Source organism: Azospirillum sp. RU38E (genome assembly GCF_900188385.1).
Classification (GTDB): Bacteria; Pseudomonadota; Alphaproteobacteria; order Azospirillales; family Azospirillaceae; genus Niveispirillum.
The window spans coordinates 1,189,704-1,210,607 of the sequence record NZ_FZOI01000001.1 but is presented as its reverse complement, the minus strand read 5'-3'; the positions used below and the strand labels follow the sequence as shown (position 1 = coordinate 1,210,607).

18 protein-coding genes are annotated in these 20,904 nt (G+C 63.9%); 12 read left to right on the top strand and 6 right to left on the bottom strand.

Going from position 1 to position 20,904, the window contains the following annotated elements; all coding sequences use genetic code 11:
* Positions 1 to 254 precede the first annotated feature (254 nt).
* From hpnE to CHB97_RS05235, 3 genes are all read right to left on the bottom strand, one after another.
* A complete protein-coding gene (gene hpnE, locus CHB97_RS05245; protein ID WP_089286823.1) occupies positions 255 to 1,499 on the bottom strand; it encodes a hydroxysqualene dehydroxylase HpnE in 1,245 nt (414 codons plus the stop codon).
* Positions 1,500 to 1,507: 8 nt separating this feature from the next.
* Positions 1,508 to 3,271 (bottom strand): squalene/phytoene synthase family protein, encoded by a 1,764-nt coding sequence (locus tag CHB97_RS26305; RefSeq protein WP_160105578.1) that lies wholly within the window; start codon positions 3,269 to 3,271, stop codon positions 1,508 to 1,510.
* 170 nt (positions 3,272 to 3,441) lie between these two features.
* On the bottom strand, positions 3,442 to 4,068 hold the full coding sequence (locus tag CHB97_RS05235; protein ID WP_089286822.1) for a superoxide dismutase: 627 nt from the start codon (positions 4,066 to 4,068) through the stop codon (positions 3,442 to 3,444).
* Between the two features lie 217 nt (positions 4,069 to 4,285).
* Between CHB97_RS05235 and CHB97_RS05230 the strand changes: the two genes are divergently transcribed.
* Entirely contained in the window at positions 4,286 to 5,131 is an 846-nt protein-coding gene (locus CHB97_RS05230; RefSeq protein WP_089286821.1) for a phytoene/squalene synthase family protein, read from the top strand.
* On the opposite strand, the gene CHB97_RS05225 is transcribed toward CHB97_RS05230, so the two are convergent.
* The 3 genes from CHB97_RS05225 to CHB97_RS05215 are packed head-to-tail and all read right to left on the bottom strand — an operon-like array spanning position 5,128 to position 7,566.
* Positions 5,128 to 5,868, bottom strand: coding sequence for a nucleotidyltransferase domain-containing protein (locus CHB97_RS05225; protein WP_089286820.1), 741 nt, complete (start codon positions 5,866 to 5,868; stop codon positions 5,128 to 5,130). The two genes, CHB97_RS05230 and CHB97_RS05225, sit on opposite strands and share 4 nt — an antisense overlap.
* Positions 5,865 to 6,365, bottom strand: a complete 501-nt coding sequence (locus tag CHB97_RS05220) for a CinA family protein (RefSeq protein WP_089286819.1) — start codon at positions 6,363 to 6,365, stop codon at positions 5,865 to 5,867. The genes CHB97_RS05225 and CHB97_RS05220 overlap by 4 nt, the downstream gene beginning before the upstream one ends.
* 22 nt (positions 6,366 to 6,387) lie before the next feature.
* On the bottom strand, positions 6,388 to 7,566 hold the full coding sequence (locus CHB97_RS05215; protein WP_089286818.1) for a bifunctional 2-C-methyl-D-erythritol 4-phosphate cytidylyltransferase/2-C-methyl-D-erythritol 2,4-cyclodiphosphate synthase: 1,179 nt from the start codon (positions 7,564 to 7,566) through the stop codon (positions 6,388 to 6,390).
* A 247-nt stretch (positions 7,567 to 7,813) separates the two neighbouring features.
* Between CHB97_RS05215 and dusB the strand changes: the two genes are divergently transcribed.
* From dusB to CHB97_RS05160, 11 genes are all read left to right on the top strand, one after another.
* Positions 7,814 to 8,830: a tRNA dihydrouridine synthase DusB gene (gene dusB / locus CHB97_RS05210; protein ID WP_089286817.1), complete on the top strand. Its 1,017-nt coding sequence runs from the start codon at positions 7,814 to 7,816 to the stop codon at positions 8,828 to 8,830.
* Entirely contained in the window at positions 8,830 to 9,951 is a 1,122-nt protein-coding gene (locus CHB97_RS05205; RefSeq protein ID WP_089286816.1) for a nitrogen regulation protein NR(II), read from the top strand. The genes dusB and CHB97_RS05205 overlap by 1 nt, the downstream gene beginning before the upstream one ends.
* 3 nt (positions 9,952 to 9,954) lie before the next feature.
* The gene (ntrC, locus tag CHB97_RS05200) at positions 9,955 to 11,403 is read left to right on the top strand and encodes a nitrogen regulation protein NR(I) (RefSeq protein WP_089286815.1); all 1,449 of its coding nucleotides are present in this window, start codon (positions 9,955 to 9,957) and stop codon (positions 11,401 to 11,403) included.
* Positions 11,404 to 11,664: 261 nt separating this feature from the next.
* Positions 11,665 to 13,971: a PAS domain-containing sensor histidine kinase gene (locus tag CHB97_RS05195; RefSeq protein WP_089286814.1), complete on the top strand. Its 2,307-nt coding sequence runs from the start codon at positions 11,665 to 11,667 to the stop codon at positions 13,969 to 13,971.
* A gap of 6 nt (positions 13,972 to 13,977) precedes the next feature.
* Entirely contained in the window at positions 13,978 to 15,366 is a 1,389-nt protein-coding gene (locus CHB97_RS05190) for a sigma-54 dependent transcriptional regulator (protein WP_089286813.1), read from the top strand.
* Between the two features lie 4 nt (positions 15,367 to 15,370).
* Entirely contained in the window at positions 15,371 to 16,747 is a 1,377-nt protein-coding gene (gene trkA / locus CHB97_RS05185) for a Trk system potassium transporter TrkA (RefSeq protein WP_089286812.1), read from the top strand.
* A 39-nt stretch (positions 16,748 to 16,786) separates the two neighbouring features.
* Positions 16,787 to 17,659, top strand: a complete 873-nt coding sequence (locus tag CHB97_RS05180) for a D-amino-acid transaminase (RefSeq protein WP_089286811.1) — start codon at positions 16,787 to 16,789, stop codon at positions 17,657 to 17,659.
* Entirely contained in the window at positions 17,656 to 18,378 is a 723-nt protein-coding gene (locus CHB97_RS05175) for an HAD family hydrolase (protein WP_244559391.1), read from the top strand. The genes CHB97_RS05180 and CHB97_RS05175 overlap by 4 nt, the downstream gene beginning before the upstream one ends.
* Positions 18,379 to 18,462: 84 nt before the next feature.
* Positions 18,463 to 18,714 (top strand): RNA chaperone Hfq, encoded by a 252-nt coding sequence (gene hfq / locus CHB97_RS05170; protein WP_029014379.1) that lies wholly within the window; start codon positions 18,463 to 18,465, stop codon positions 18,712 to 18,714.
* The gene (gene hflX, locus CHB97_RS05165) at positions 18,701 to 20,080 is read left to right on the top strand and encodes a GTPase HflX (RefSeq protein WP_089286809.1); all 1,380 of its coding nucleotides are present in this window, start codon (positions 18,701 to 18,703) and stop codon (positions 20,078 to 20,080) included. The genes hfq and hflX overlap by 14 nt, the downstream gene beginning before the upstream one ends.
* A complete protein-coding gene (locus CHB97_RS05160; protein WP_089286808.1) occupies positions 20,068 to 20,895 on the top strand; it encodes an inositol monophosphatase family protein in 828 nt (275 codons plus the stop codon). Before hflX ends, CHB97_RS05160 begins: the two co-directional genes overlap by 13 nt.
* Positions 20,896 to 20,904: the final 9 nt, after the last annotated feature.

The window sequence follows — 20,904 nt, the reverse complement described above, 5'->3', positions numbered from 1 at the left end:
GCTCCCATTGTCCGTCGCTCAAAACTGATCGATCCAAGGCTATCCTCCATTTGGTAGTCTTGAATCAGAATTTCAGCGGCGGGGGAATCCCCAATATTATGCCGAATGTCAACAGACCCTAACATTCTCACACCGTCACCCCGGCGAAGGCCGGGGGCCAGTTTCGTAGAGCAAAGCGCTTGTGATCCTGGACCCCGGCCTTCGCCGGGGTGACGGCGATAGAGCGTTGGAATCATTTCGCCCTAAATAGCGGCTTACACCAGAGAAGCCGCTCGTCTGCCCGATAGAACCGCCCCTTCAATAGTGGCAGGCAGGCCGGTATCGGTCCAATCCCCTGCCAACAGCAGATTGCCCAGCCCCGGCACAAGCGCACCGGGCCGCCGCGTTGCGTTGGCCGGCGTGGCGGCGAAACCGGCGCGACGTTCCTTGATGATGCGGCAAGGCGGGCAGGGGGCGTTGGGGGGCTGTAACAGGCGGGCAATATCCGCCCAGAGAATTTCCCTCAGTTCGTCAGACGGTTGGTCCATCCACCGGTCGGCGGCGCTGACCGTGACCGACAGCACATCGCCCCGCCGGAACAGCCATTCTGCCACCCCACCGACCAGCCCGATGAAGGGCGGGAGTGACGGTACCGGCGCAGGCAGGCGGAAATGGGCGTTCAGGATGGCGCCATGGTCCAGCGGCAACGTCAGACCCGGCAGCAGTTCCGCCGCAACAGGGGCCGGCAGGGCCAGCACCACGCGATCCTGCGGCCCCAGGCCCAGGGGCCCGGCGCTGAAATCCAATGCCGTTACACGCCCGTCCTGAATCGTCAAACCCCGCAGACGATGCCCAAAATGGATGGGCACGTCCCGCGCCCTTAACCAGGCCAGCGCCGGGTCAATGAAGGCGCCTGACAGCCCCGATGGGCCGGCAATATAGGGGCGACAGGCCGCCGGCCCTTTCAACAGGGTGCGGCGGAAAACGGACCAGAGCAGAGCGGCGGAGGCGTCGGCCGGTGCGGTGTTGAGGATGGCGATGGTCAGCGGCTGCCAGAGGCGCTGGCCAATAGGGCTGTCCGTCGCCAGCACATCGGCCACCCGCGCCTGCCGCCCATGGAGCGGCAGGGCCAGCGGGCGCAGATAATCCCACCAGCGTGTGCCGGGCACCCGGCGGGCGGGATCGAATATCCAGCCGGGACCATGGCCGGGGCGCAGCACCCAGCCTTCCCCGCTGGCCAGATCATGGAAGGGCAGTTCCACCCTGTGCGGGCTTTCCAGCGCCGCCCGTCCGCCGATCCGGTCCAGATAGGTCAGGGCATGGTGATTGGCCCCCAGCAGCAGATGGTTGCCATTATCGATCAAACGATCCAGCAGCGGATCATGAAAGGACCGGCAGCGCCCGCCGGCCTGCAGGGCGGCCTCATGCAGCGTGACCGCCCGCCCGGCCGCCGCCAATTCCACAGCGCAGGCTAGACCGGCCAGACCGGCGCCGATAATATGGGTGACAGGCTGGGACAAGGGGATGATCAGGGGCGCGGCGGCCGGCCGATAATGCTGCCCGCTGCAATGCGGATTTTCTCCAGCTTGCTGAGCTTGGGCCGGCGCAGCAGGGCCGCCGGGCTCCACCCCCGTTGCCGCAGCCGGCGCAGGATGCGGTAATAAAGCCGGATCATGGCGATGGCCGGACGCAGGGGCCGCACATCCCCCTTCAACAGGGTGGCGGCCCGGCGGAACGCATCCTCCGTCCGCAGTGCCAGCGCCTCGCAGGCGGCGGGAAAGGCCGGGTGGCCCAGCACCGCCTGTGGGTCCCGCCGGGCCATGGCCGGATCAATCCCCACCTGAAGCAGAATGTCGGCGGGCATGTAGCAGCGGCCGATGGCGGCATCTTCCGCCAGATCGCGCAGGATATTGGTCAGTTGCAGACTATGACCCACGGCAACGGCAAAGGCATCCGCCTCCGCATCGCTGCGCCCGAACACCCGCACGCAGAGCAGACCGACGGCACCGGCCACGCGGCGGCAATAAAGCTCCAGCACGGCCGGTTCGGGCGCCCGCACCGGCCCGTCAATATCCATCATCATGCCGTCAACGACGGCCTGCAGCTCCGCCTGGGGCAGCTTGTAGCGGTCGATGGCGGCGGCCAGATCGCGCAACGGCCCGTTGCGCTCTGTCTCCGCCGTGGCGGGGCTGTAGAGCGCATCGACGCGGCGGCGCCATTCTGCCACCGCCACGCGCTTGGCCTCTGCCGTGCCGGGGCCATCGGCAATATCATCCACGGCACGGCAAAAACCATAAATGGCAAACATGGCCTGCCGCTTGTCCGGTGCCAGGAAGCGCAGCGGCCAATAGAAGGTGGAGTTCTCCCCCGCCTGTTTGGACAAAGACGGGCAGGGGCCGCGCCGGGCCGGGCGGTGGGCGATGCCGCGCGCCACCCCCTTCACCACGGCCCCTAGCCGGGCAAAGCTGCCCAACTGCACCCGTGCTGCCAACGGATCGTTCTGGCGCAGCCGGCGCGACAGGCTTTGCGCCAGGGAGACGATCACCGCCGCCTCCAGCCGCAGGCCGGTATTGATGATGTGGCAGGGCAGCGTTTCCGCCCGCACCAGCAATTCATCCACCCGGTCCAGCACGCGGTTGATCACCTGCCGCACGGCGGGCGTGGCCTGCCGTTCCACCAGCTGTTCGGCACTGCCCCCCGCCTCATCAAACCAGTTGAGCGGCATGTAGCAGCGGCCAATATCCACCCAATCGGACCGGCAATCCTGAACATGATTCAATATCTGCAAGGCGGTGCAGAGCGCATCGGCAGCCGGGGCGGCGGCCATGCTTTCGCCATGCAGTTCCAGCAGGAAGCGGCCGACCGGGTTGGCGGAATAGCGGCAATAAAGCAGCAGATCATCCCATTGCCGGCAATGGCTGCCCAGGGCATCCCGCCGGAAGGCTTGCAACAATTGGCGGGCGTGCAGGCCGGATACACCGGTCGCCGCCTGGCTGGCCTTCAATTGCAGGGCCGGGGCCAACCAGGGCTGATTGCCAACCCCACTGACCAGCGCCCGTTCCAGTGCGTCCAATTGGGCAATGCGCATGTCCGGTTCGGCCAGCGGATCATCGGCAATATCATCAGCCAGCCGGGCAAAGGCATAGAAGGCCATGACATGCGGCCGCAGCGGGGCCGGAATCAAGCGGGAAGCAACGGGGAAGTTCTCCCCTGCCGCTGATTTGCGCAGGCTCGGGCCACCGGAGGGTATCCCCGGTTGGGCGGCAGGATGGGCGGTGCGGAAATCAGCCATGGGTGCTGCTCGCGGAGGACGGTCGGCACTACTCTGCCAGATCATGGGACGGGGGAGAAGCCACCTCAGCGCCTTAAGTTCCCCTGTGGCGAAAAGCCATAAAAAAGCCCCGACCGGTTAACACGGTCGGGGCTTGCTCAACCTTTTGGGTTAAGACTTTAAGGATGACCTTAGATCACCGCGCCGGCCTTGATCTTGGCCAGACGGGCATTCACGGCATCCCAATTCACCACGTTCCACCAGGCGGCCAAATAGTCTGCGCGGCGGTTCTGGTACTTCAGGTAATAGGCGTGTTCCCACACGTCGTTACCGAACAGCACCGGGGTGCGGTTGAACAGCGGGGTGTCCTGGTTCGGCTGGGCCACGATGGCCAGCTTGCCGGCGGTGTCGGCGGTGACGAACACCCAGCCGGAACCGAACTGCTTGGTGCCGGCTTCGTTGAACTTCTTCTTGAAGTCCTCGAAGGAGCCGAAATCGCGGACGATGGCGGAACCAACCTCACCGGTCGCCTCGCCACCCCCATTCGGGCCCATGATGGACCAGAACATGGAATGGTTGGCGTGGCCGCCGCCATTGTTGCGCACGACGGTACGGATGCTTTCCGGCAGCTCGCCCAGGCGGGCCAGCAGGTCTTCCAGCGACAGGCCATGCAGCTGGCTGTGGTCAGCCAGGGCATTGTTCAGATTGGTGATATAGGTCTGGTGGTGCTTGCCATGATGCAGACCCATGGTCTGGGCATCGATGTGCGGCTCCAGCGCTGCGGTGTCGTAGCTGAGTTCCGGCAGGGTGAACGCCATGATGGACGGCTCCTGTGGCTGAATGTTGCACCGCCCCAATGATTGGAACGGCCTGACACGGGGTTGAGAGATACGACCGCGGTGACATATGGTCAACCCGCTGCGGTGGCAAAGGTTCAATCATCTCCACAGGATGAACGGACTCTAGGAAAGGGGCGCACCAGTGCCTATAAGCCATACTTCCAATCCCGTTCCGCCGCCGCCAGAGACCCCCGATATGGCCGAACCGATCCTGAGCGCGTGCGCCGACTCCGTGCGCCGCTACGACCATGACCGGTACCTGACCGCCCTGTTCGCCCCCGCCGACCGGCGCGAAGACCTGTTCGCGCTCTATGCCTTCAATCTGGAGGTCGCCAAGACGCGGGAGGTGGTGAGCGAGCCTATGTTGGGTCAGATCCGCCTGCAATGGTGGCGGGAAAGCATCGAGGGTGCCTATGAAGGCCAGCCCCGCCGGCATGAGGTGGTGGAGCCGCTGGCCGCCGCCATCATCCGCCATGGGCTGGACAGCGCCCTGTTCGACCGGCTGATCGACGGGCGCGAAGCCGATATGGATGATGAGGCGCCGGCCGATCTGGAATGCCTGATCAACTATGCCCAGGTCACCGGCGCCCCGGTGATGCAACTGGCGGCCCAGATACTGGGGGCGACCGATCCGGCTAGCCAGGAAGCGGCGCGGCTGGTCGGCACCGGCTGGGCCCTGACTGGCATCATCCGTGCCGTGCCTTTCCTGGCGCGCGGTCACCGGTCGCGCCTGCCGGCCAATCTGATGATCCAGCATGGCGTGACCGAACCGGCACTGTATGAGATGAAGCCGGAAGCGGGGCTGGCCAAGGTGGTGCAGGCGGTGGCCGACAGCGCCGCCGACCATCTGCGCCGCGCCCGCGCCCTGCGCGGGCAGGTGGCCAAGGCGGCCCTGCCGGCCCTGCTGCCGGCCAGGCTGGGCGACCATTATCTGGGGCGGATCGCCAAGCTGGGCCATGACCCGCTGCACCGCGACCTGCTGCGCCCACAGGTGGGGCGGCAGATCAGCTTGGCCTGGGCGGGGCTGCTAGGGCGCTATTAATCCCCCAACCGCCAATCCGCCGGGGCCGGCCGGCGGTCGCCGGCCATGAAACGGCCGCCATAGGGGGCAAGGCAGACATCCACCAGCGCCAGCACCTCCGACGGGTCTTGGTTGGCAAACAGCTCCCCAAAGGCATGTTCAAAGGTGGCGGCCAGCATCGGGTCCAGCCGCATCAAGGCTTTGGCCAGGCCCTTGCCGCTGCCCGTCCAGGCGCCAGCGGCGCGCACGGTGAAATCCGCCAGATCGATATAAAGCCGCGCCCCGATGGCCAATTGCTCAGCCGGGCTGCGCGGCTGGGCCAGATCGGCGGCAAGGTCGGAGATGGCATAACGGCGGGAGCGGTTTTCTTCCTCCGGCAATTCGGGCGGGCCGCCATCCAGCACGGCCTGGGCCTGCCGCTTCAATTCCTCAATCAGGCCGGGATCGCCCGCCACCGGCAGGCCATTGGCCACCATGCGGGCCAGCGAGGGCTTGCCCATCTGGCGATCCGCCTCCCAGAAATAGGCCAGCGTATCGGGATCGTGCAGGAACAGTTCCACCGTGATGCCCAGCCGTTCATGCGTCTCCCGCACGGCGCTGGGCAAATGGTGATAGACCAGCACGGCATCAATATCCGATCCCGGCCCGGCATTGCCCTTCGCGACGGAGCCGGCCAGAAAGGCGGCAATCACATCGGGCTGATCGGTCCATTCCCGCAGGATGGTGTCGGCGATTTCAATGGTGGGCGTGATGCTCATGCCGCGTTCCCTTGGGTGACGGCCAGCGCCAGGGTGAGGGCGCGTTCAACGGTGGCAAGGCGAACCGCGGTGCGGTCGCCGGGGAAGACATGGCGTTCCACCAGCACCTCACCGCCCCGCCGGGCGCGGGCGATATAGACCAGCCCCACCGGTTTTTCCACCGAACCGCCCCCCGGTCCGGCAATGCCGGTGACGGCCAGCGTAACGTCAGCCCGCGAATGGGCCAGTGCCCCCAGCGCCATGGCACGGGCCACCGGCTCACTGACAGCGCCATGATCAGCGATCAGAACCGCCGGCACGCCCAGCATCTCCGTCTTGGCCTCGTTGGTGTAGGTGACAAAGCCCCGGTCCACCACGGCGGATGATCCAGCCACGGCCGTCAGACAGCCGGCAATCAGCCCGCCGGTGCAGCTTTCCGCCGTGGCGATCCACAGGCCCGCCGCCTGATAGGCATCGCGGATATCATCGGCCAGCGTGGTCAGGTTTTCCGGGAACATCGGCCATACCCCTGTCAGGCGATCAATCCAGAACCAGCGGCAGGCGCACCGTGGCGGCGGCCTGGGCGGCGATGCCTTCCCGGCGACCGGTGAAGCCCAGCCCTTCCGTGGTCGTCGCCTTCACGCTGACACGGGAAGGATCGATGGCCAGAATCTCCGCGATCCGTTCCACCATGGCGGCCCGGTGCGGGCCGACCTTGGGCCGCTCACAGATCAGCGTGACATCGACATGGGCGATCACGCCAGCCTTTTCCGCCACCAGATCGGCGGCATGGCGCAGGAACTGGGCGCTGTCGGCCCCCTTCCAGCGCGGATCGGTGGGCGGGAAATGCTGGCCGATATCGCCGGCGCAGATGGCGCCCAGCAGGGCATCGGTCAGGGCATGAAGGCCGACATCGGCATCCGAATGCCCCTCCAGCCCCTGATCATGCGGGATTTTCAGACCGCAGAGCCAGACATGATCCCCATCATGAAACTTGTGGACATCAAAACCGGTGCCGGTGCGCACATCGCCCAGGCCCGCCAGATAAAGCCGCTCGGCGCGGGCCAGATCGTCCTTGGTGGTCACTTTCAGATTATCCGGATTGCTGGGGACAAGGGTGACGGACAGGCCGGCCTGTTCGGCCACGGCGGCATCGTCGGTCAGGTTCAGGCCGGCGGCACGGCGATGGGCGATCAGGATATCGGGAAACCGGAAGCCCTGCGGTGTCAGCGCCCGCCACAGGCCGGTGCGGTCCACCGTGCCAGCGCTGGCGACTTTCCCATTCCCCACCGCCGCCCCGCGTTTTAGCGTGTCGGCCAAGGGCGTGGCGGCAATCGCGCCCGGGGCCTGTTCCAATGCGGCGATCACCCCGGCGATGGCGGCCCCATCCACCAGCGGGCGGGCGGCATCATGGATCAGCACCAAATCGGGCGCATGGCCGGCCAGGGCCTCCAGCCCGTTCAGCACACTGTCCTGCCGGGTCGGCCCGCCGGTGATGGGCGGTGGCAGGTCCAACCCCGCCACCGCCTGTTCGTAAAGGTCGCTGAAGGCCGGATCGATGACGACGCGGACAGCGCTAATCTCCGGCCGGCGTAAAAACGCCTCCACCGTGCGGCGCAGCACGGGCTTGCCCGCCAGTGGCAGATATTGCTTGGGCAGATCGGCTCCGAAACGGGTGCCGCGTCCGGCGGCGACGATCAGGGCAACACAGCTTGGCATCGGGCGACCATGGCAATGGGTGGGATGGCGGAACCTAGCGCGCTTCGACGGCTTCGCCAACCCGTGCCGCACCGGCCGGTTTGCGTCACCGCAGCAGCGGACATGCGGCTGCGCAATATTGCAATTTTCAAACGATATGATAGCGTCTCGCCTAATTTTGATGCATCCGTGAAATATGCCTGCTTTTTAGGCAATTTTGTACCCATATCGGGGCAGTGCATCAAATCGGTGCAAAGGTATCAGCGATATGGCGAAGCGTCTCAACCCCATCCAGATTGGCCCCGTGCGCATTGAGGATCCGGTGATCCTGGCGCCGCTTTCCGGCGTCACCGACATGCCCTATCGCCGGCTGGTGAAACGCACCGGCGCCGGGCTGGTGGTGTCGGAGATGATTGCCAGCCAGGCGATGATCCGCGCCACCCGCGAAAGCCTGCTGAAAACGGAATGGAGCCTGGATGAGGCGCCGATTTCCATGCAGTTGGCCGGGTGTGAGCCGGATGTGATGGCCGAAGCCGCCAAGCTGAATGAGGATCGCGGCGCCCATATCATCGATATCAATTTCGGCTGCCCGGTGAAGAAGGTGGTCAACGGCTATGCCGGTTCCGCCCTGATGAAGGATGAGCCGCTGGCCGGCAAGATCATGGAGGCGACCGTGAAGGCCGTCACCGTGCCGGTGACGATGAAGATGCGCAAGGGCTGGGACGCCAATAATCTGAACGCCCCGCGTCTGGCGAAAATCGCCGAAGAGTGCGGCATTCAGATGCTGACCGTGCATGGCCGCACCCGTTGCCAGATGTATAACGGCACCGCCGACTGGAAATTCATCCGCGAGGTGAAGGAGGCGGTGAAGATCCCTGTGATCGCCAATGGCGATATCAACAGCTTTGACGATGCCGTGCGCTGCCTGGAGGAATCCGGGGCCGACGGCATCATGATCGGGCGCGGCACCTATGGTCGGCCCTGGTTCATCGCCCAGGTGATGCATTACTTGCGTACGGGCGAGATTCTGCCGGAACCGTCGCTGGCCGAGCAGATGCAGATCGTGCTGGAACATTATGAGGCGATCCTGGCCCATTACGGCATCGATGCCGGGCTGAAGATCGCCCGTAAACATGTCGCCTGGTATTCCAAGGGCCTGCCCGGTTCCGCCGATTACCGCAACGCCATCATGACGACGGAGAGCCCGGACGTGATGAAGCAGCATATTGCCGGTTTCTATAAGGCGAGCATGGACCGGGGCGTCATCGCGCGGGTGGCCGCCTGATGGCGCGCAGCCCGGTCTATCCCCGCCGCAATGGCAGCGATATTGATCCGACGGCCATTCTGGCTGCCCTGCCGGACCCGGTGATGGTGGTGGATGGCGATGGGCTGATCCGCTTCATCAATCTGGAAGCCCAGGAATTCTTTGATGTCAGCGCCACCCGCGTCATGGGTACGCCGCTGAGCGAGCTGATCCCGGAGGACAGCCCCGTCTTCAACCTGCTGGATCAGGCCCGCCTGACCCATTCAACGGTCTGCAAATACGGGATCAGTGTGGAGACCCAGCGTATCGGTCCGCACAGCGTGACCATGCAGGCGGCCCCCCTGGGCGATCCGCCCGATCAGGTGGTGCTGACCATCCATGAACGCTCCATTGCCCGGCGGATCGACAGTCAGCTGAACCATCGCGGGGCCGCCCGTTCCGTCGTCGCCATGGCGGCCATGCTGGCGCATGAGGTGAAGAACCCGCTGTCCGGCATCCGGGGGGCGGCCCAGTTGCTGGAAGAAAATGCCAACGAAGATGACCAGATACTGACCCGCCTGATCTGCGACGAGGCGGACCGCATCGTCGCGCTGGTGGACCGGATGGAGGTGTTTACCGATGGGCGTCCGCTGGAGCGCCAGGCGGTGAACATCCATGCCGTGCTGGAACATGTGCGCCGCATCGCCCAGACCGGCTTTGCCCGCCATATCCGCTTTATTGAGAAATATGATCCTTCCCTGCCGCCGGTGCTGGGCAACCGCGACCAGTTGGTCCAGGTCTTCCTTAATCTGGTGAAGAACGCGGCCGAGGCCTGCCCGGAACAGGGGGGGGAGATCATGCTCTCCACCGCCTATCAGCATGGGGTGCGGCTGGCCGTGGCGGGATCAGACAGCCGGATGCATCTGCCCCTGCTGGTCTGTGTGGCCGATAACGGCCCTGGCATCCCTGATGACCTGCGCGTCAACCTGTTCGATCCCTTCGTTACCACCAAGATGAATGGAACCGGCCTGGGTCTTGCATTGGTCGCCAAGATCATCGGTGACCATGGGGGGGTGATCGACTTTGAGAGCGTGCCGAAACGCACGATCTTCAAGGTTTCCCTCCCGGTCACCGGTGCTGGGGTTAACGGAGAGGGTGCCTAAAAAATGGGCGCAACCATTCTCGTTGCGGATGATGACCGGGCGATCCGGACCGTGCTGACACAGGCGCTGACCCGCCTGGGGCACGAAGTGAGAACGACAGGCAATGCCGCCACCTTGTGGCGGTGGGTGCAGGAAGGGGAAGGTGACCTGGTCATCACTGATGTGGTGATGCCGGATGAGAATGGGCTTGATCTGGTCCCGCGCATCAAGAAGCTGCGGCCGGAATTGCGCATCATTGTGATGAGCGCACAGAACACGCTGTTGACTGCGGTCAAGGCGGCGGAGCGTGGTGCCTTTGAATATCTACCCAAGCCCTTCGATCTGAAGGACTTGATGGCGATTGTGCAGAAGGCGCTGTCGGCCCCGTTACCGGCCAGCCAGCCCACCCCCGCGCCGCAGCCGGAAGAGGAGGAGGAGAGTCTTCCCCTGATTGGCCGTTCGCCGGCCATGCAGGAAATCTATCGTGTCCTGGCCCGGTTGATGGGCACGGACCTGACGGTGATGATCACGGGGGAATCCGGTACCGGCAAGGAACTGGTGGCGCGCGCGCTGCACGATTATGGCAAGCGGCGAGGCGGCCCGTTCGTCGCCATCAATATGGCGGCCATCCCGCGTGAGCTGATTGAATCCGAACTCTTCGGGCATGAGAAGGGGGCGTTTACCGGCGCCACCATGCGGTCCACCGGTCGGTTTGAGCAGGCCCAGGGCGGCACCCTGTTCCTGGATGAAATCGGCGATATGCCGCTGGAGGCGCAGACACGCCTGCTGCGCGTGCTGCAAGAAGGCGAATATACCACGGTTGGCGGGCGCACCCCGATCAAGACCGATGTGCGCATCGTGGCGGCCACCCACCGTGACCTGCGTACCCTGATCCGTCAGGGCCTGTTCCGGGAGGATTTGTTCTATCGCCTGAATGTCGTGCCGATCCGCCTGCCGCCTCTGCGCGAACGCACAGAGGATGTGCCGGCCCTGGTACGGCATTTCCTGAACCAGGCCGCACAGCAGGGCTTGCCGCACAAAAGCGTCGATAACGCTGCCATGGACCGGCTGAAACGCTATCGCTGGCCGGGCAATGTGCGTGAACTGGAAAATATGGTGCAGCGGCTGGCGGCACTCTATTCCCAGGAGATCATCAGCCTGGATGTCATCGATACCGAACTGGCGGAGACCAACCCGGCCGCCGCCCCCACACAGGAACCGGTGAATGAGGGCTTGAGTGCCGCTGTTGAACGGCATCTGCGGGAATATTTCGCGGCGCATAAGGACGGCATTCCGGCCGCCGGCCTTTATGACCGCATCCTGCGGGAGGTGGAACGGCCGTTGCTGTCCCTGTCGCTGACCGCGACCAGGGGCAATCAGATCAAGGCCGCCCATATGTTGGGGCTGAACCGCAATACCTTGCGCAAGAAGATCCGTGACCTGGATATCCAGGTGGTGCGGGGGTTGAAGTAAAAGCCGGATTGCCGGGGTACAGGGAACGTCCTGTGCGCCGGCAGTTTGGAGGGGGATCAGGGCTTGCCGATCAGTGCTATCGACAGCTGTTCACATTCACCCTGTCCAACCACATCTTGTGGCAGCTTTGTCACGTTGCGGGCTGGCGCATAGTGTAGCTTTCTGGTAACAGTTCTGCTTCGTGCAGATACCGTTCAGCCAAGGCAGACGCTTTGCTCCCTACCGGATTGTTTGACGTCATTCCCCTTACTTCGGTGCCGCATGATTGATGTGGCACCCGACGTGACGCCCCCGTCGCAAGGGCTGTGGCGGCGCATTTTCGGCTGGTCACGCGGGCGGCACCTGTCGGCCATTGCGGCGGTGGCGCTGACCATTGCCGCCATTGCCGCCGGTGCCGCCACCTATGCGGCACTGACCGAGACCTTGCCCGTCGGCAATGATCAGAACACCGTCACCCTGTTGCTGACGCTGGATGGCGTGCTGCTGCTGCTGTTGGGGGCGGTGGTGGCAAGGCGCATCGTGGCGCTGTGGGTGGAACGGCGGCGCGGCATGGCGGGCTCGCGCCTGCATATGCGACTGGTGGCCGTCTTCTCCATCCTGGCGGTGCTGCCGGCCATCATCATGGCTATCTTCTCCGCCTTGTTCTTCTATGTCGGCCTGCAAAGCTGGTTCAGCGACCGGGTGCGGCTGGTGGTGAATGAATCCCTGGCCGTGGCCGAGGGATATCTGAAGGAACACCAGCAGACCCTGTCGCGCGATGCGGAGGTGATGCGCAACGACATTGCCCGCCTGCCGCCCTCGATCTATTGGGATCCGCCGCGTTTCCGCCAGTTCTTCCAGATGCAGGCGCTGCAGCGCTCCGTGACGGAAGCGGTGATCTTTGACGGTACCGGCCGGGTGGACGCTGTGTTCGGCCTGGGGTTCGCCTTTGATTTCACCACGGTGAACACCAACGATCTGGAACGCGCCCGCAAGGGCGAGGTAGTGCTGATTGTCAGCGAAAGCGGCAACCGGGTGAATGCCATCATCCTGTTGGATGCCGATTTCGACCGTTTCCTGTTCGTGGGTCGCCCGGTGGAAAGCCGGGTGTTGGAACATATGGACACGACGCAGAGTGCGGTTCAGGAATATCGCCAGATGGAGGGCCAGCGCTTTGCGCTGCAGGCCCGGATGACGGTGATCTTCGTCGGCATTGCCGTGCTGCTGCTGCTTTCCGCCATCTGGATGGGGTTGAACTTTGCAACATATCTGGTGGCCCCCATCGGTGCCCTGATCGCCGCCGCCGACCGTATCCGCGCCGGCGATCTGACAGCGCGCGTGCCCGATACCGGGCTGGAGCCAGAGGATGAGCTGGCTTCCCTCTCCCGCGCCTTCAACCGCATGACCAGCCAGTTGGAAAGCCAGCGCGGCGAGCTGGTGGAGGCAAACAAGCAACTGGACCTGCGCCGCCGCTTCACCGAGGCCGTGCTGGCCGGTGTCTCGGCGGGTGTGCTGGGGCTGGACCATCAGGGCCGCATCAACCTGCCCAACCTGTCGGCGGCGCAATTGCTGGGCGTCGGGGATCCGGCCAGCCTGATCGACCATGACCTGCTGGAAGTGGTGCCGGAAATGGCCGAACTGATGGCCAGCATCCGCCGCCGCGCCGGCCGGCAGGTGGAAGGGCAGGTACAGATCCGCCGCAATGGCCAGATGCGCACCTTGCTGGTGCGGCTGGCGGCAGAGATCGTGGCCGGGGAGGTGAAGGGCTATGTCGTCACCTTTGATGATGTGTCCGAACTATTGTCCGCCCAGCGCAAGGCGGCCTGGGCCGATGTGGCCCGCCGCATTGCGCATGAGATCAAGAACCCGCTGACGCCCATTCAGCTTTCGGCGGAGCGGCTGCGCCGCAAATATCTGAAGGAAATCACCAGCGACCCCGATACGTTCCGCACCATGACGGACACCATTGTCCGCCATGTCGATGATATTGGCCGCATGGTGGATGAGTTTTCTGCCTTCGCCCGGATGCCGCAGCCGGTGATGAAGCCGACCGCGATGCAGGATCTCTGCCGGCAAGCGGTGGTGCTGCAGGGCTCCGCCTATCCGGCGATCCGCTTCCAGGCAGCCTTGCCGGAGGCGCCGCTGCTGCTGACCTGTGACAGCCGGCAGGTTGGTCAGGCCCTGACCAACCTGCTGAAAAATGCCGGTGAATCCATCGAAGGCCGGATTGAGGAAACACCAGCCGGCACCGATGCACTGCCCGGTGAAATCACCCTGCGCCTGACGGTGGAGGATGAACGGGTGTTGCTGGCGGTGGAAGATAATGGCAAGGGCCTGCCGGTCACGGAGGAACGTGACCGGCTGACCGAGCCCTATGTGACCACGCGGGCCAAGGGCACCGGCCTTGGCTTGGCGATTGTGAAGAAGATCATGGAAGATCACGGCGGTGCGCTGCTGCTGGAGGATCGGCCGGGCGGTGGCGCCCGGGTGACCCTGGTGGTGCCACGTACCATCGAAGCGACGGGCGCGGCTGTTCTCGATGCTGCCGCCGACCGTGACGCGATGACCGCCGCCGGGCGGAGGGGTTGAGGAAAAATGCACGACATTCTTATCGTCGATGATGAAGCCGATATCCGGATGCTGATTGCCGGCATCCTGGAGGATGAAGGCATGGGCACCCGCGAAGCGGCGGATGCCGATCAGGCCCTGGCCGCCGTGGCACAGCGCCGCCCCAGCCTAGTGATCCTGGATATCTGGCTGCAGGGCAGCCGGCTGGATGGCCTGCAGATCCTGGCGGAACTGAAACGTGACCATCCGGATGTGCCGGTGGTGATGATTTCCGGCCATGGCAATATTGAAACGGCGGTCTCGGCCATCAAATCCGGCGCCTATGATTTCATCGAAAAGCCGTTCAAGGCTGACCGGCTGTTGCTGCTGGTGGAACGTGCCATCGAGGCGGCCCGGCTGAAGCGAGAAAACCGGGAACTGCGCCTGCGCACAGGCGTGGAACTGGACCTGATCGGCCGGTCGCTGCCGATCAACCAGATGCGCCATTCCATTGAAAAGGTGGCCCCCACCGGCAGCCGGGTGCTGGTTTCCGGCCCGCCGGGCAGCGGCAAGGAAGTGGCCGCCCGGATGCTGCACGCCCGGTCGCGCCGGGCCGATGGGCCGTTCGTGGCGCTGAACTGCGCCACCATGCGGCCCGACCGGCTGGAGGTGGAGCTGTTCGGCACCGAACATGCCAGCGAGGGCGGCGGGCGCAAGGTGGGTACCTTTGAACAGGCCCATGGCGGCACGCTCTATCTGGATGAAGTGGCCGACATGCCGCTGGAAACCCAGGGCAAGATCGTGCGGGTGCTGCAGGAACAGACGTTCGAGCGGGTGGGCGGCACCTCCCGGGTGGAGGTGGATGTCCGCGTCATCGCCAGCACCAACCGCGACCTGACGGCGGAAATTGAACAGGGTCGCTTCCGGCAGGATCTGTTCTACCGTCTGTCCGTCGTGCCGCTGAAAATGCCGGCCCTGCGGGAACGGCGGGAGGATATCCCCCTGCTGGCCCGCCATTTCATGCAGCGCACGTCGGAATCCGCCGGCCTGCCCATTCGCGTCTTTGGCGAGGATGCCATGGCAGCACTTCAGGCCTATGACTGGCCGGGCAATGTGCGCCAGTTGCGCAATACGGTGGAATGGTTGCTGATCATGGCGTCCGGCGATGCCTCGGAACCGATCCGCGCCGATATGCTGCCGCCGGAAATCGGCGCCATCACGCCGACGGTGCTGAAATGGGAGAAGGGCGGGGAGATCATGGGCCTGCCGCTGCGGGAGGCGCGTGAAGTCTTTGAACGCGAATATCTGTTGGCCCAGGTGACACGCTTCGGTGGTAACATCTCCCGCACCGCCAGCTTTGTCGGCATGGAGCGGTCAGCCCTGCACCGCAAGCTGAAATCGCTGGGCGTCCATGGTTCCAAACTGATCGTGGAGTAAGCCCATGAAGGTCATTGTCTGCGGCGCCGGTCAGGTTGGGTCCAACATTGCCCGCTATCTGGCATCAGAGGGCAACCATGTCACGGTCATCGACCAGTCGCAGGAACTGATCCAGAAGATCAGCGACCAGTTGGAAGTGCAGGCGATGGTGGGCTTCGCTTCCCACCCCAATGTGCTGGAGGCGGCAGGGGCGGCGGATGCCGACATGATCATCGCCGTCACCCTGGCGGATGAGGTGAATATGGTCGCCTGCCAGGTGGCGGCCAGCCTGTTCAACGTACCGACCAAGATTGCCCGCATCCGCCACCAATCCTATCTGCAGCCGATCTGGGCCGACCTGTTTTCGCGGGGGCATCTGCCCATCGATGTCATTATCTCCCCTGAGATTGAGGTGGCGCGCGCCGTGTCCCGTCGCCTGCAAGTGCCGGGTGCCTTTGACATGATCCCGCTGGCCGATGGGCTGGTGCGGGTAATCGGGGTGGTCTGTTCGCAGAACTGCCCGATCATCAATACGCCGCTGCGCCAGTTGACCGGCCTGTTCCCCGACCTGTCCATTGAGGTGGTGGCCATCATCCGGGGTGACCAGCAATTCATCCCCGGTGGCAATGACCAGATGCTGGCCGGTGACGAGGTTTATTTCGTCGCCGATACCAAGCATGTGTCCCGCGCCATGGCCGCCTTCGGCCATGAGGAGCGGGAGGCGCGACGGGTGGTGATTGTCGGTGGTGGGAATATCGGCCTCTGTCTGGCGGAAGAAATTGAGGCCAAACACCCCGGTGTTTCCGCCCGCATCATTGAAATCGACCGCCGCCGGGCCACCCAGGTGGCCCAGAAACTGGGCCGCACCATGGTGCTGCATGGCGACGGGCTGGACCCGGCCATTCTGGAAGAGGCCAATATCAGCGCATCGGAAACCATCGTCGCCGTCTCCAACAGTGACGAAGGCAATATCCTGGCCAGCCTGCTGGCCAAGCGCCATGGCTGCCAGCGCGCCATCACCCTGATCAACAAGACGACCTTCCAGCCGCTGGTGCAGCCGCTGGGCATTGACGCGGTGGTCAGCCCGCGCTCCATCACCGTTTCATCGATCCTGCAACATGTGCGGCGCGGCCGTATCAAGGCTGTCCACGCCCTGCGGGAGAATTTCGCTGAGGTGATCGAGGCGGAGGCGCTGGAAACCTCCACCCTGATCAATATGCCGCTGAAGGATATCAAGATGCCGGCCGGCATCATTGTCGGCGCCATTGTGCGCGGGCAGGAGGTGATTATTCCGCGCCCCTCTACCGTCATCAAACCGAACGACCGGGTGATTATCCTGGCGGAGGTTGGACAGGTGAAGAAGGTTGAGAAGATGTTCGCCGTAAGGCTTGAATTCTTTTAATCTTCTGGCAATCCCAAGAAATCACTTTAACGGGAAATCATGCCCCGCTTCGCTTATGTCAATGGCCGCTACCTCCCGCATGACCAGGCGCATGTCCATGTAGAGGATCGCGGCTTTCAGTTCGCCGATGGCGTCTATGAGGTCATTACCATCATCGGTGGCAAATTCGCCGATGAGGAAGGCCATATGCTGCGGCTGGAGCGCTCGCTTCGGGAATTATCCATTCCCTGGCCGGTGAAGCCGGGCAGCCTGCGCTTCATCATGCGGGAGTTGGTGCGGCGCAATAAGCTGCGCAATGCCACACTCTATATACAGATCACGCGCGGACCGGCCCCACGCGATTTCAAATTTCCCAAGGAACCCGTGCCGACGCTGGTGCTGACCTGCCGTCGCGCCGGTTTCCAGTCGCCGGCAGCCTTGGAAAAGGGTGTTGCCGTCATCACCCTGCCGGATATCCGCTGGCAGCGCCGGGATATCAAATCCGTTTCCCTGCTGCCCCAGGCCTTGGGCAAGCAAAAGGCGTTCGAAGCCGGCGCCTATGAGGGCTGGCAGGTGGATGAACAGGGATTCGTCACCGAGGGCTGTTCATCCAACGCCTGGATCGTCACGCAAGAAGGCGTGTTGGTGACAAGGCCGCCGAGCAACGCCATCCTGAACGGCATTACCCGTTTGTCGATTCTGGAATGTGCCCGTGCCCAAGGTATCACTTTCGAAGAACGGCCCTTTACCGTGACTGAGGCGCTGGCCGCCAAAGAGGCCTTCATGTCCAGCGCCGGCACCTTCGCCCTGCCGGTGGTGCAGATTGACGGTCAGCCGGTGGGCGATGGAACGCCCGGCCCGCTGACGCTGCGTATCCGCCGAGCCTATCTGGATCATGTCGGGGCGGCCGACCCGCTGCTGAAGGGGCAATGATGAGCGATATGATCACCCCGCCGCCGGCCCCGACCCGGCTGCCGCGCGCCGTTCTGTTCGATTGGGACAATACATTGGTCACCAATTGGCGCTGTATCCATGCCTCCATCAATGCGGCCCTGGCTGATTTCGGCCTGCCACTCTGGACGCTGGAGGAAAGTTATGAACGGGTGCGGCACAGCCTGCGCGACAGTTTTCCGCTGATCTTTGGGGAAGAGTGGCCGCGCGCCCGCGATATTTTCTATGCTCATTTCGAGAAGCATCATCTGGATTATCTGGATGTGCTGCCCGGTGCGGCGGAATTGCTGGTGCTGCTGCAGCAAAGGGGCGTGGTGCTGGGCGTGGTCAGCAACAAAACCGGCCGGTTCCTGCGGCGGGAGGCGGAGGTTCTGGGCTGGACCGGTTACTTCACCGCCGCCCTGGTGGGGGCGAACGATGCCGCCGCTGACAAACCCGATCCGGCCCCGGTGACCATGGCGCTGGCCGGCACGGGCATCGAACCGGGGCCGGATGTCTGGTTCATCGGCGATGCGGATGTGGATATGGAATGCGCCCACCGCACCGGCTGCACCCCCATTCTGGTCGGCCATACGCCGGCAGGGGGGGAGGGGTTGCGGCATTTTCCCCCTGCGTTAAGGCTGGATAGCTGTGCGGCTATTTCATCCTTGGTTATTACATTTGATGATACCATATCTGCCGATGCTGGGATGGACCGGTAAACTGCCGGACACTGGCATCATGTCGATGTAGTCGGGTACCCACCAGGGTGCCCCAATAAACTGAGCATAAGCGAGGCTGCTCCAATGTCTGAAAAATCCCAAAACGTTCAGGACGTCTTCCTCAACCATGTCCGTAAAAGCAAGACCCCGGTGACCGTATTCCTGGTCAACGGTGTGAAGCTGCAGGGCATCATCACCTGGTTCGACAATTTTTCGGTCCTGTTGCGGCGTGACGCGCATTCCCAGCTGGTTTACAAGCACGCCATCTCGACCGTGATGCCGGCGCATCCGATTCAACTGTTCGACCCGCCGGCGAAGGAGAATGACCACGACTGAGTTGGGTAACCTCGAAGCGCGCGGGTCTTCCACCCGCGCCTTCGTTCTGCACCCGGTCCTGCCAGAGGACCGCAATGGTGCCCGTGAACCTGAATCCTGCCTGGAAGAGGCCGTGGGCCTCGCCGCCGCCATTGAGGTGGAGGTTGCCGCGTCGCGCATCGTACGCACGATGCGCCCGCGACCGGCCACCCTGTTCGGCAGCGGTGCGGTGGAAGAGGTGGGGGCGGCGATTGAGGCGGAAGAGATCGGCCTTGTCATCGTCAACCATGCCCTGACACCCATCCAGCAGCGCAATCTGGAACGGGACTGGAAGGCCAAGGTCATCGACCGCACTGGCCTGATCCTGGAAATTTTCGGCAAACGCGCCCGCACCCGTGAAGGTCAGCTTCAGGTGGAACTGGCAGCGCTGACCTATCAGCGGTCCCGCCTTGTCCGCTCCTGGACCCACCTGGAACGCCAGCGCGGCGGTTTCGGCTTCCTGGGTGGTCCCGGTGAAAGCCAGATCGAAATGGACCGCCGGTTGATCAGCGACCGCATCGTCAAGCTGAAGGCGGAACTGGACGAGGTGCGCCGCACCCGTGGCCTGCACCGCAAGGCGCGCGAAAAGGTGCCTTATCCGGTGGTGGCGCTGGTCGGTTATACCAATGCCGGCAAAAGTACCCTGTTCAACCGCATGGCCGGGGCGGATGTGTTTGCCAAGGATCTGCTGTTCGCCACGCTGGACCCGACCATGCGGTCGATCACCCTGCCATCGAACCGCAAGATCATCCTGTCCGACACGGTGGGCTTCATCTCCGACCTGCCGCATGGTCTGGTGGAGGCGTTTCGCGCCACTTTGGAAGAGGTGATGGCCGCCGACATCATCCTGCATGTCCGCGACGTGTCGCATCCCGATACGGGGGCGCAGAAGGCCGATGTGGAAGCGGTGCTGCGCGATATGGGGATTGAGGCGGAGAGCGACGAGCGGGTGATGGAGGTGCTGAACAAGCTGGACCGGCTGGGGGAGGAGGATCAATCCACCCTGTTGCGGCAGGCCCGGCGTACCGGCGGTATCGCCATTTCAGCCCTGACCGGCGATGGCATCGACACGCTGTTCAACGCCATCGACCGCCGCATGGTGGCCGGGCGGGAGGTGGTGGATTTTGTTCTGCCGCCAGACGATGGCGCCGCCATGGCTTGGCTCTATGAAAAGGGCGAGGTGCTGGAACGTGACGATCAGGATGAGCATATCCGCCTGCGCGTCGGGCTGGAGCCGGCTGATCTAGCCCGGTTTGAGGGGCGCTTCCCCTACAAGGCGCAGCTTGGCCCCGGTCAGGTCTCTGCACGGGAAGCCAGGCAGGAGGGGCGGCAGCCATGGCTTCCCTGACGGCCCATGCCCGCGTCGATATGGATGCCGTGGCCGCCATCCTGCGGGATGTCGCGGCCACGGAAATCATGCCGCGTTTCCGCAACCTGCAATCCAGCGACATCCGGGAAAAGAACCCTGGCGATCTGGTAACGGTGGCGGATGAGGCATCCGAAAGGGTGCTGACGGCACGGTTGCGCGACCTGCTGCCCGGTTCCATCGTGGTGGGGGAGGAGGCGTGCGCCGCCGACCCCGCCCTGGTGCGGCATCTGGCCCATGCCGCAGAGCCGGCCTGGATCATCGATCCGGTGGATGGCACCCATAATTTCGCCCATGGCAAGCCGGTGTTCGGCCTGTTGCTGGCCCTGTCCCAAGGTGGACAGGCGAAGGCCGGCTGGATTTACGATCCGGTGGGCGACCGGATGGCGATGGTGGAGGTGGGAGAGGGCGCCTGGATGGCGGGTCAGCGTTTGACGGCCAAGCCGGCAGCGCCGATCCCGCAGATGCAGGGCTCACTGTCCACCAAGTTCTTTCCGCCGGAGGAGCGCCAGCGGCTGGATAAGCTGCGCCCGCATTTCGCCGATACCTATCGGCTGTTCTGCGCGGCGCATGATTATCTGAACCTGCTGACCGGTATCGGCCAGTTCGCCATGTATAACCGCATCATGCCATGGGACCATGCCGCCGGCACCCTGGCCTATGCGGAAGCGGGCGGCCATGTCGCCAAATTCGACGGCACACCCTATCGCGCCGCCGACGTGGATGGTGGGTTGCTGATGGCACCCGATCTTGTCACCTGGACCGGCCTGCGCGATTTCATTTTTCCTGAAATTTAAATTCAGCGC

Coding starts and splice junctions, on each gene's coding strand:
- CHB97_RS05220 (WP_089286819.1), bottom strand. CDS start 6,365: ATGTTCCCGGAAAACCTGACCACGCTGGCCGATGATATCCGCGATGCC.
- CHB97_RS05215 (WP_089286818.1), bottom strand. CDS start 7,566: ATGCCAAGCTGTGTTGCCCTGATCGTCGCCGCCGGACGCGGCACCCGT.
- hflX (WP_089286809.1), top strand. CDS start 18,701: ATGACCACGACTGAGTTGGGTAACCTCGAAGCGCGCGGGTCTTCCACC.
- CHB97_RS05160 (WP_089286808.1), top strand. CDS start 20,068: ATGGCTTCCCTGACGGCCCATGCCCGCGTCGATATGGATGCCGTGGCC.
- CHB97_RS05230 (WP_089286821.1), top strand. CDS start 4,286: ATGGCCGAACCGATCCTGAGCGCGTGCGCCGACTCCGTGCGCCGCTAC.
- CHB97_RS05195 (WP_089286814.1), top strand. CDS start 11,665: ATGATTGATGTGGCACCCGACGTGACGCCCCCGTCGCAAGGGCTGTGG.
- CHB97_RS05205 (WP_089286816.1), top strand. CDS start 8,830: ATGGCGCGCAGCCCGGTCTATCCCCGCCGCAATGGCAGCGATATTGAT.
- CHB97_RS05175 (WP_244559391.1), top strand. CDS start 17,656: ATGATGAGCGATATGATCACCCCGCCGCCGGCCCCGACCCGGCTGCCG.
- dusB (WP_089286817.1), top strand. CDS start 7,814: ATGGCGAAGCGTCTCAACCCCATCCAGATTGGCCCCGTGCGCATTGAG.
- trkA (WP_089286812.1), top strand. CDS start 15,371: ATGAAGGTCATTGTCTGCGGCGCCGGTCAGGTTGGGTCCAACATTGCC.
- CHB97_RS05180 (WP_089286811.1), top strand. CDS start 16,787: ATGCCCCGCTTCGCTTATGTCAATGGCCGCTACCTCCCGCATGACCAG.
- CHB97_RS05235 (WP_089286822.1), bottom strand. CDS start 4,068: ATGGCGTTCACCCTGCCGGAACTCAGCTACGACACCGCAGCGCTGGAG.
- CHB97_RS05190 (WP_089286813.1), top strand. CDS start 13,978: ATGCACGACATTCTTATCGTCGATGATGAAGCCGATATCCGGATGCTG.
- hfq (WP_029014379.1), top strand. CDS start 18,463: ATGTCTGAAAAATCCCAAAACGTTCAGGACGTCTTCCTCAACCATGTC.
- CHB97_RS05225 (WP_089286820.1), bottom strand. CDS start 5,868: ATGAGCATCACGCCCACCATTGAAATCGCCGACACCATCCTGCGGGAA.
- CHB97_RS26305 (WP_160105578.1), bottom strand. CDS start 3,271: ATGGCTGATTTCCGCACCGCCCATCCTGCCGCCCAACCGGGGATACCC.
- ntrC (WP_089286815.1), top strand. CDS start 9,955: ATGGGCGCAACCATTCTCGTTGCGGATGATGACCGGGCGATCCGGACC.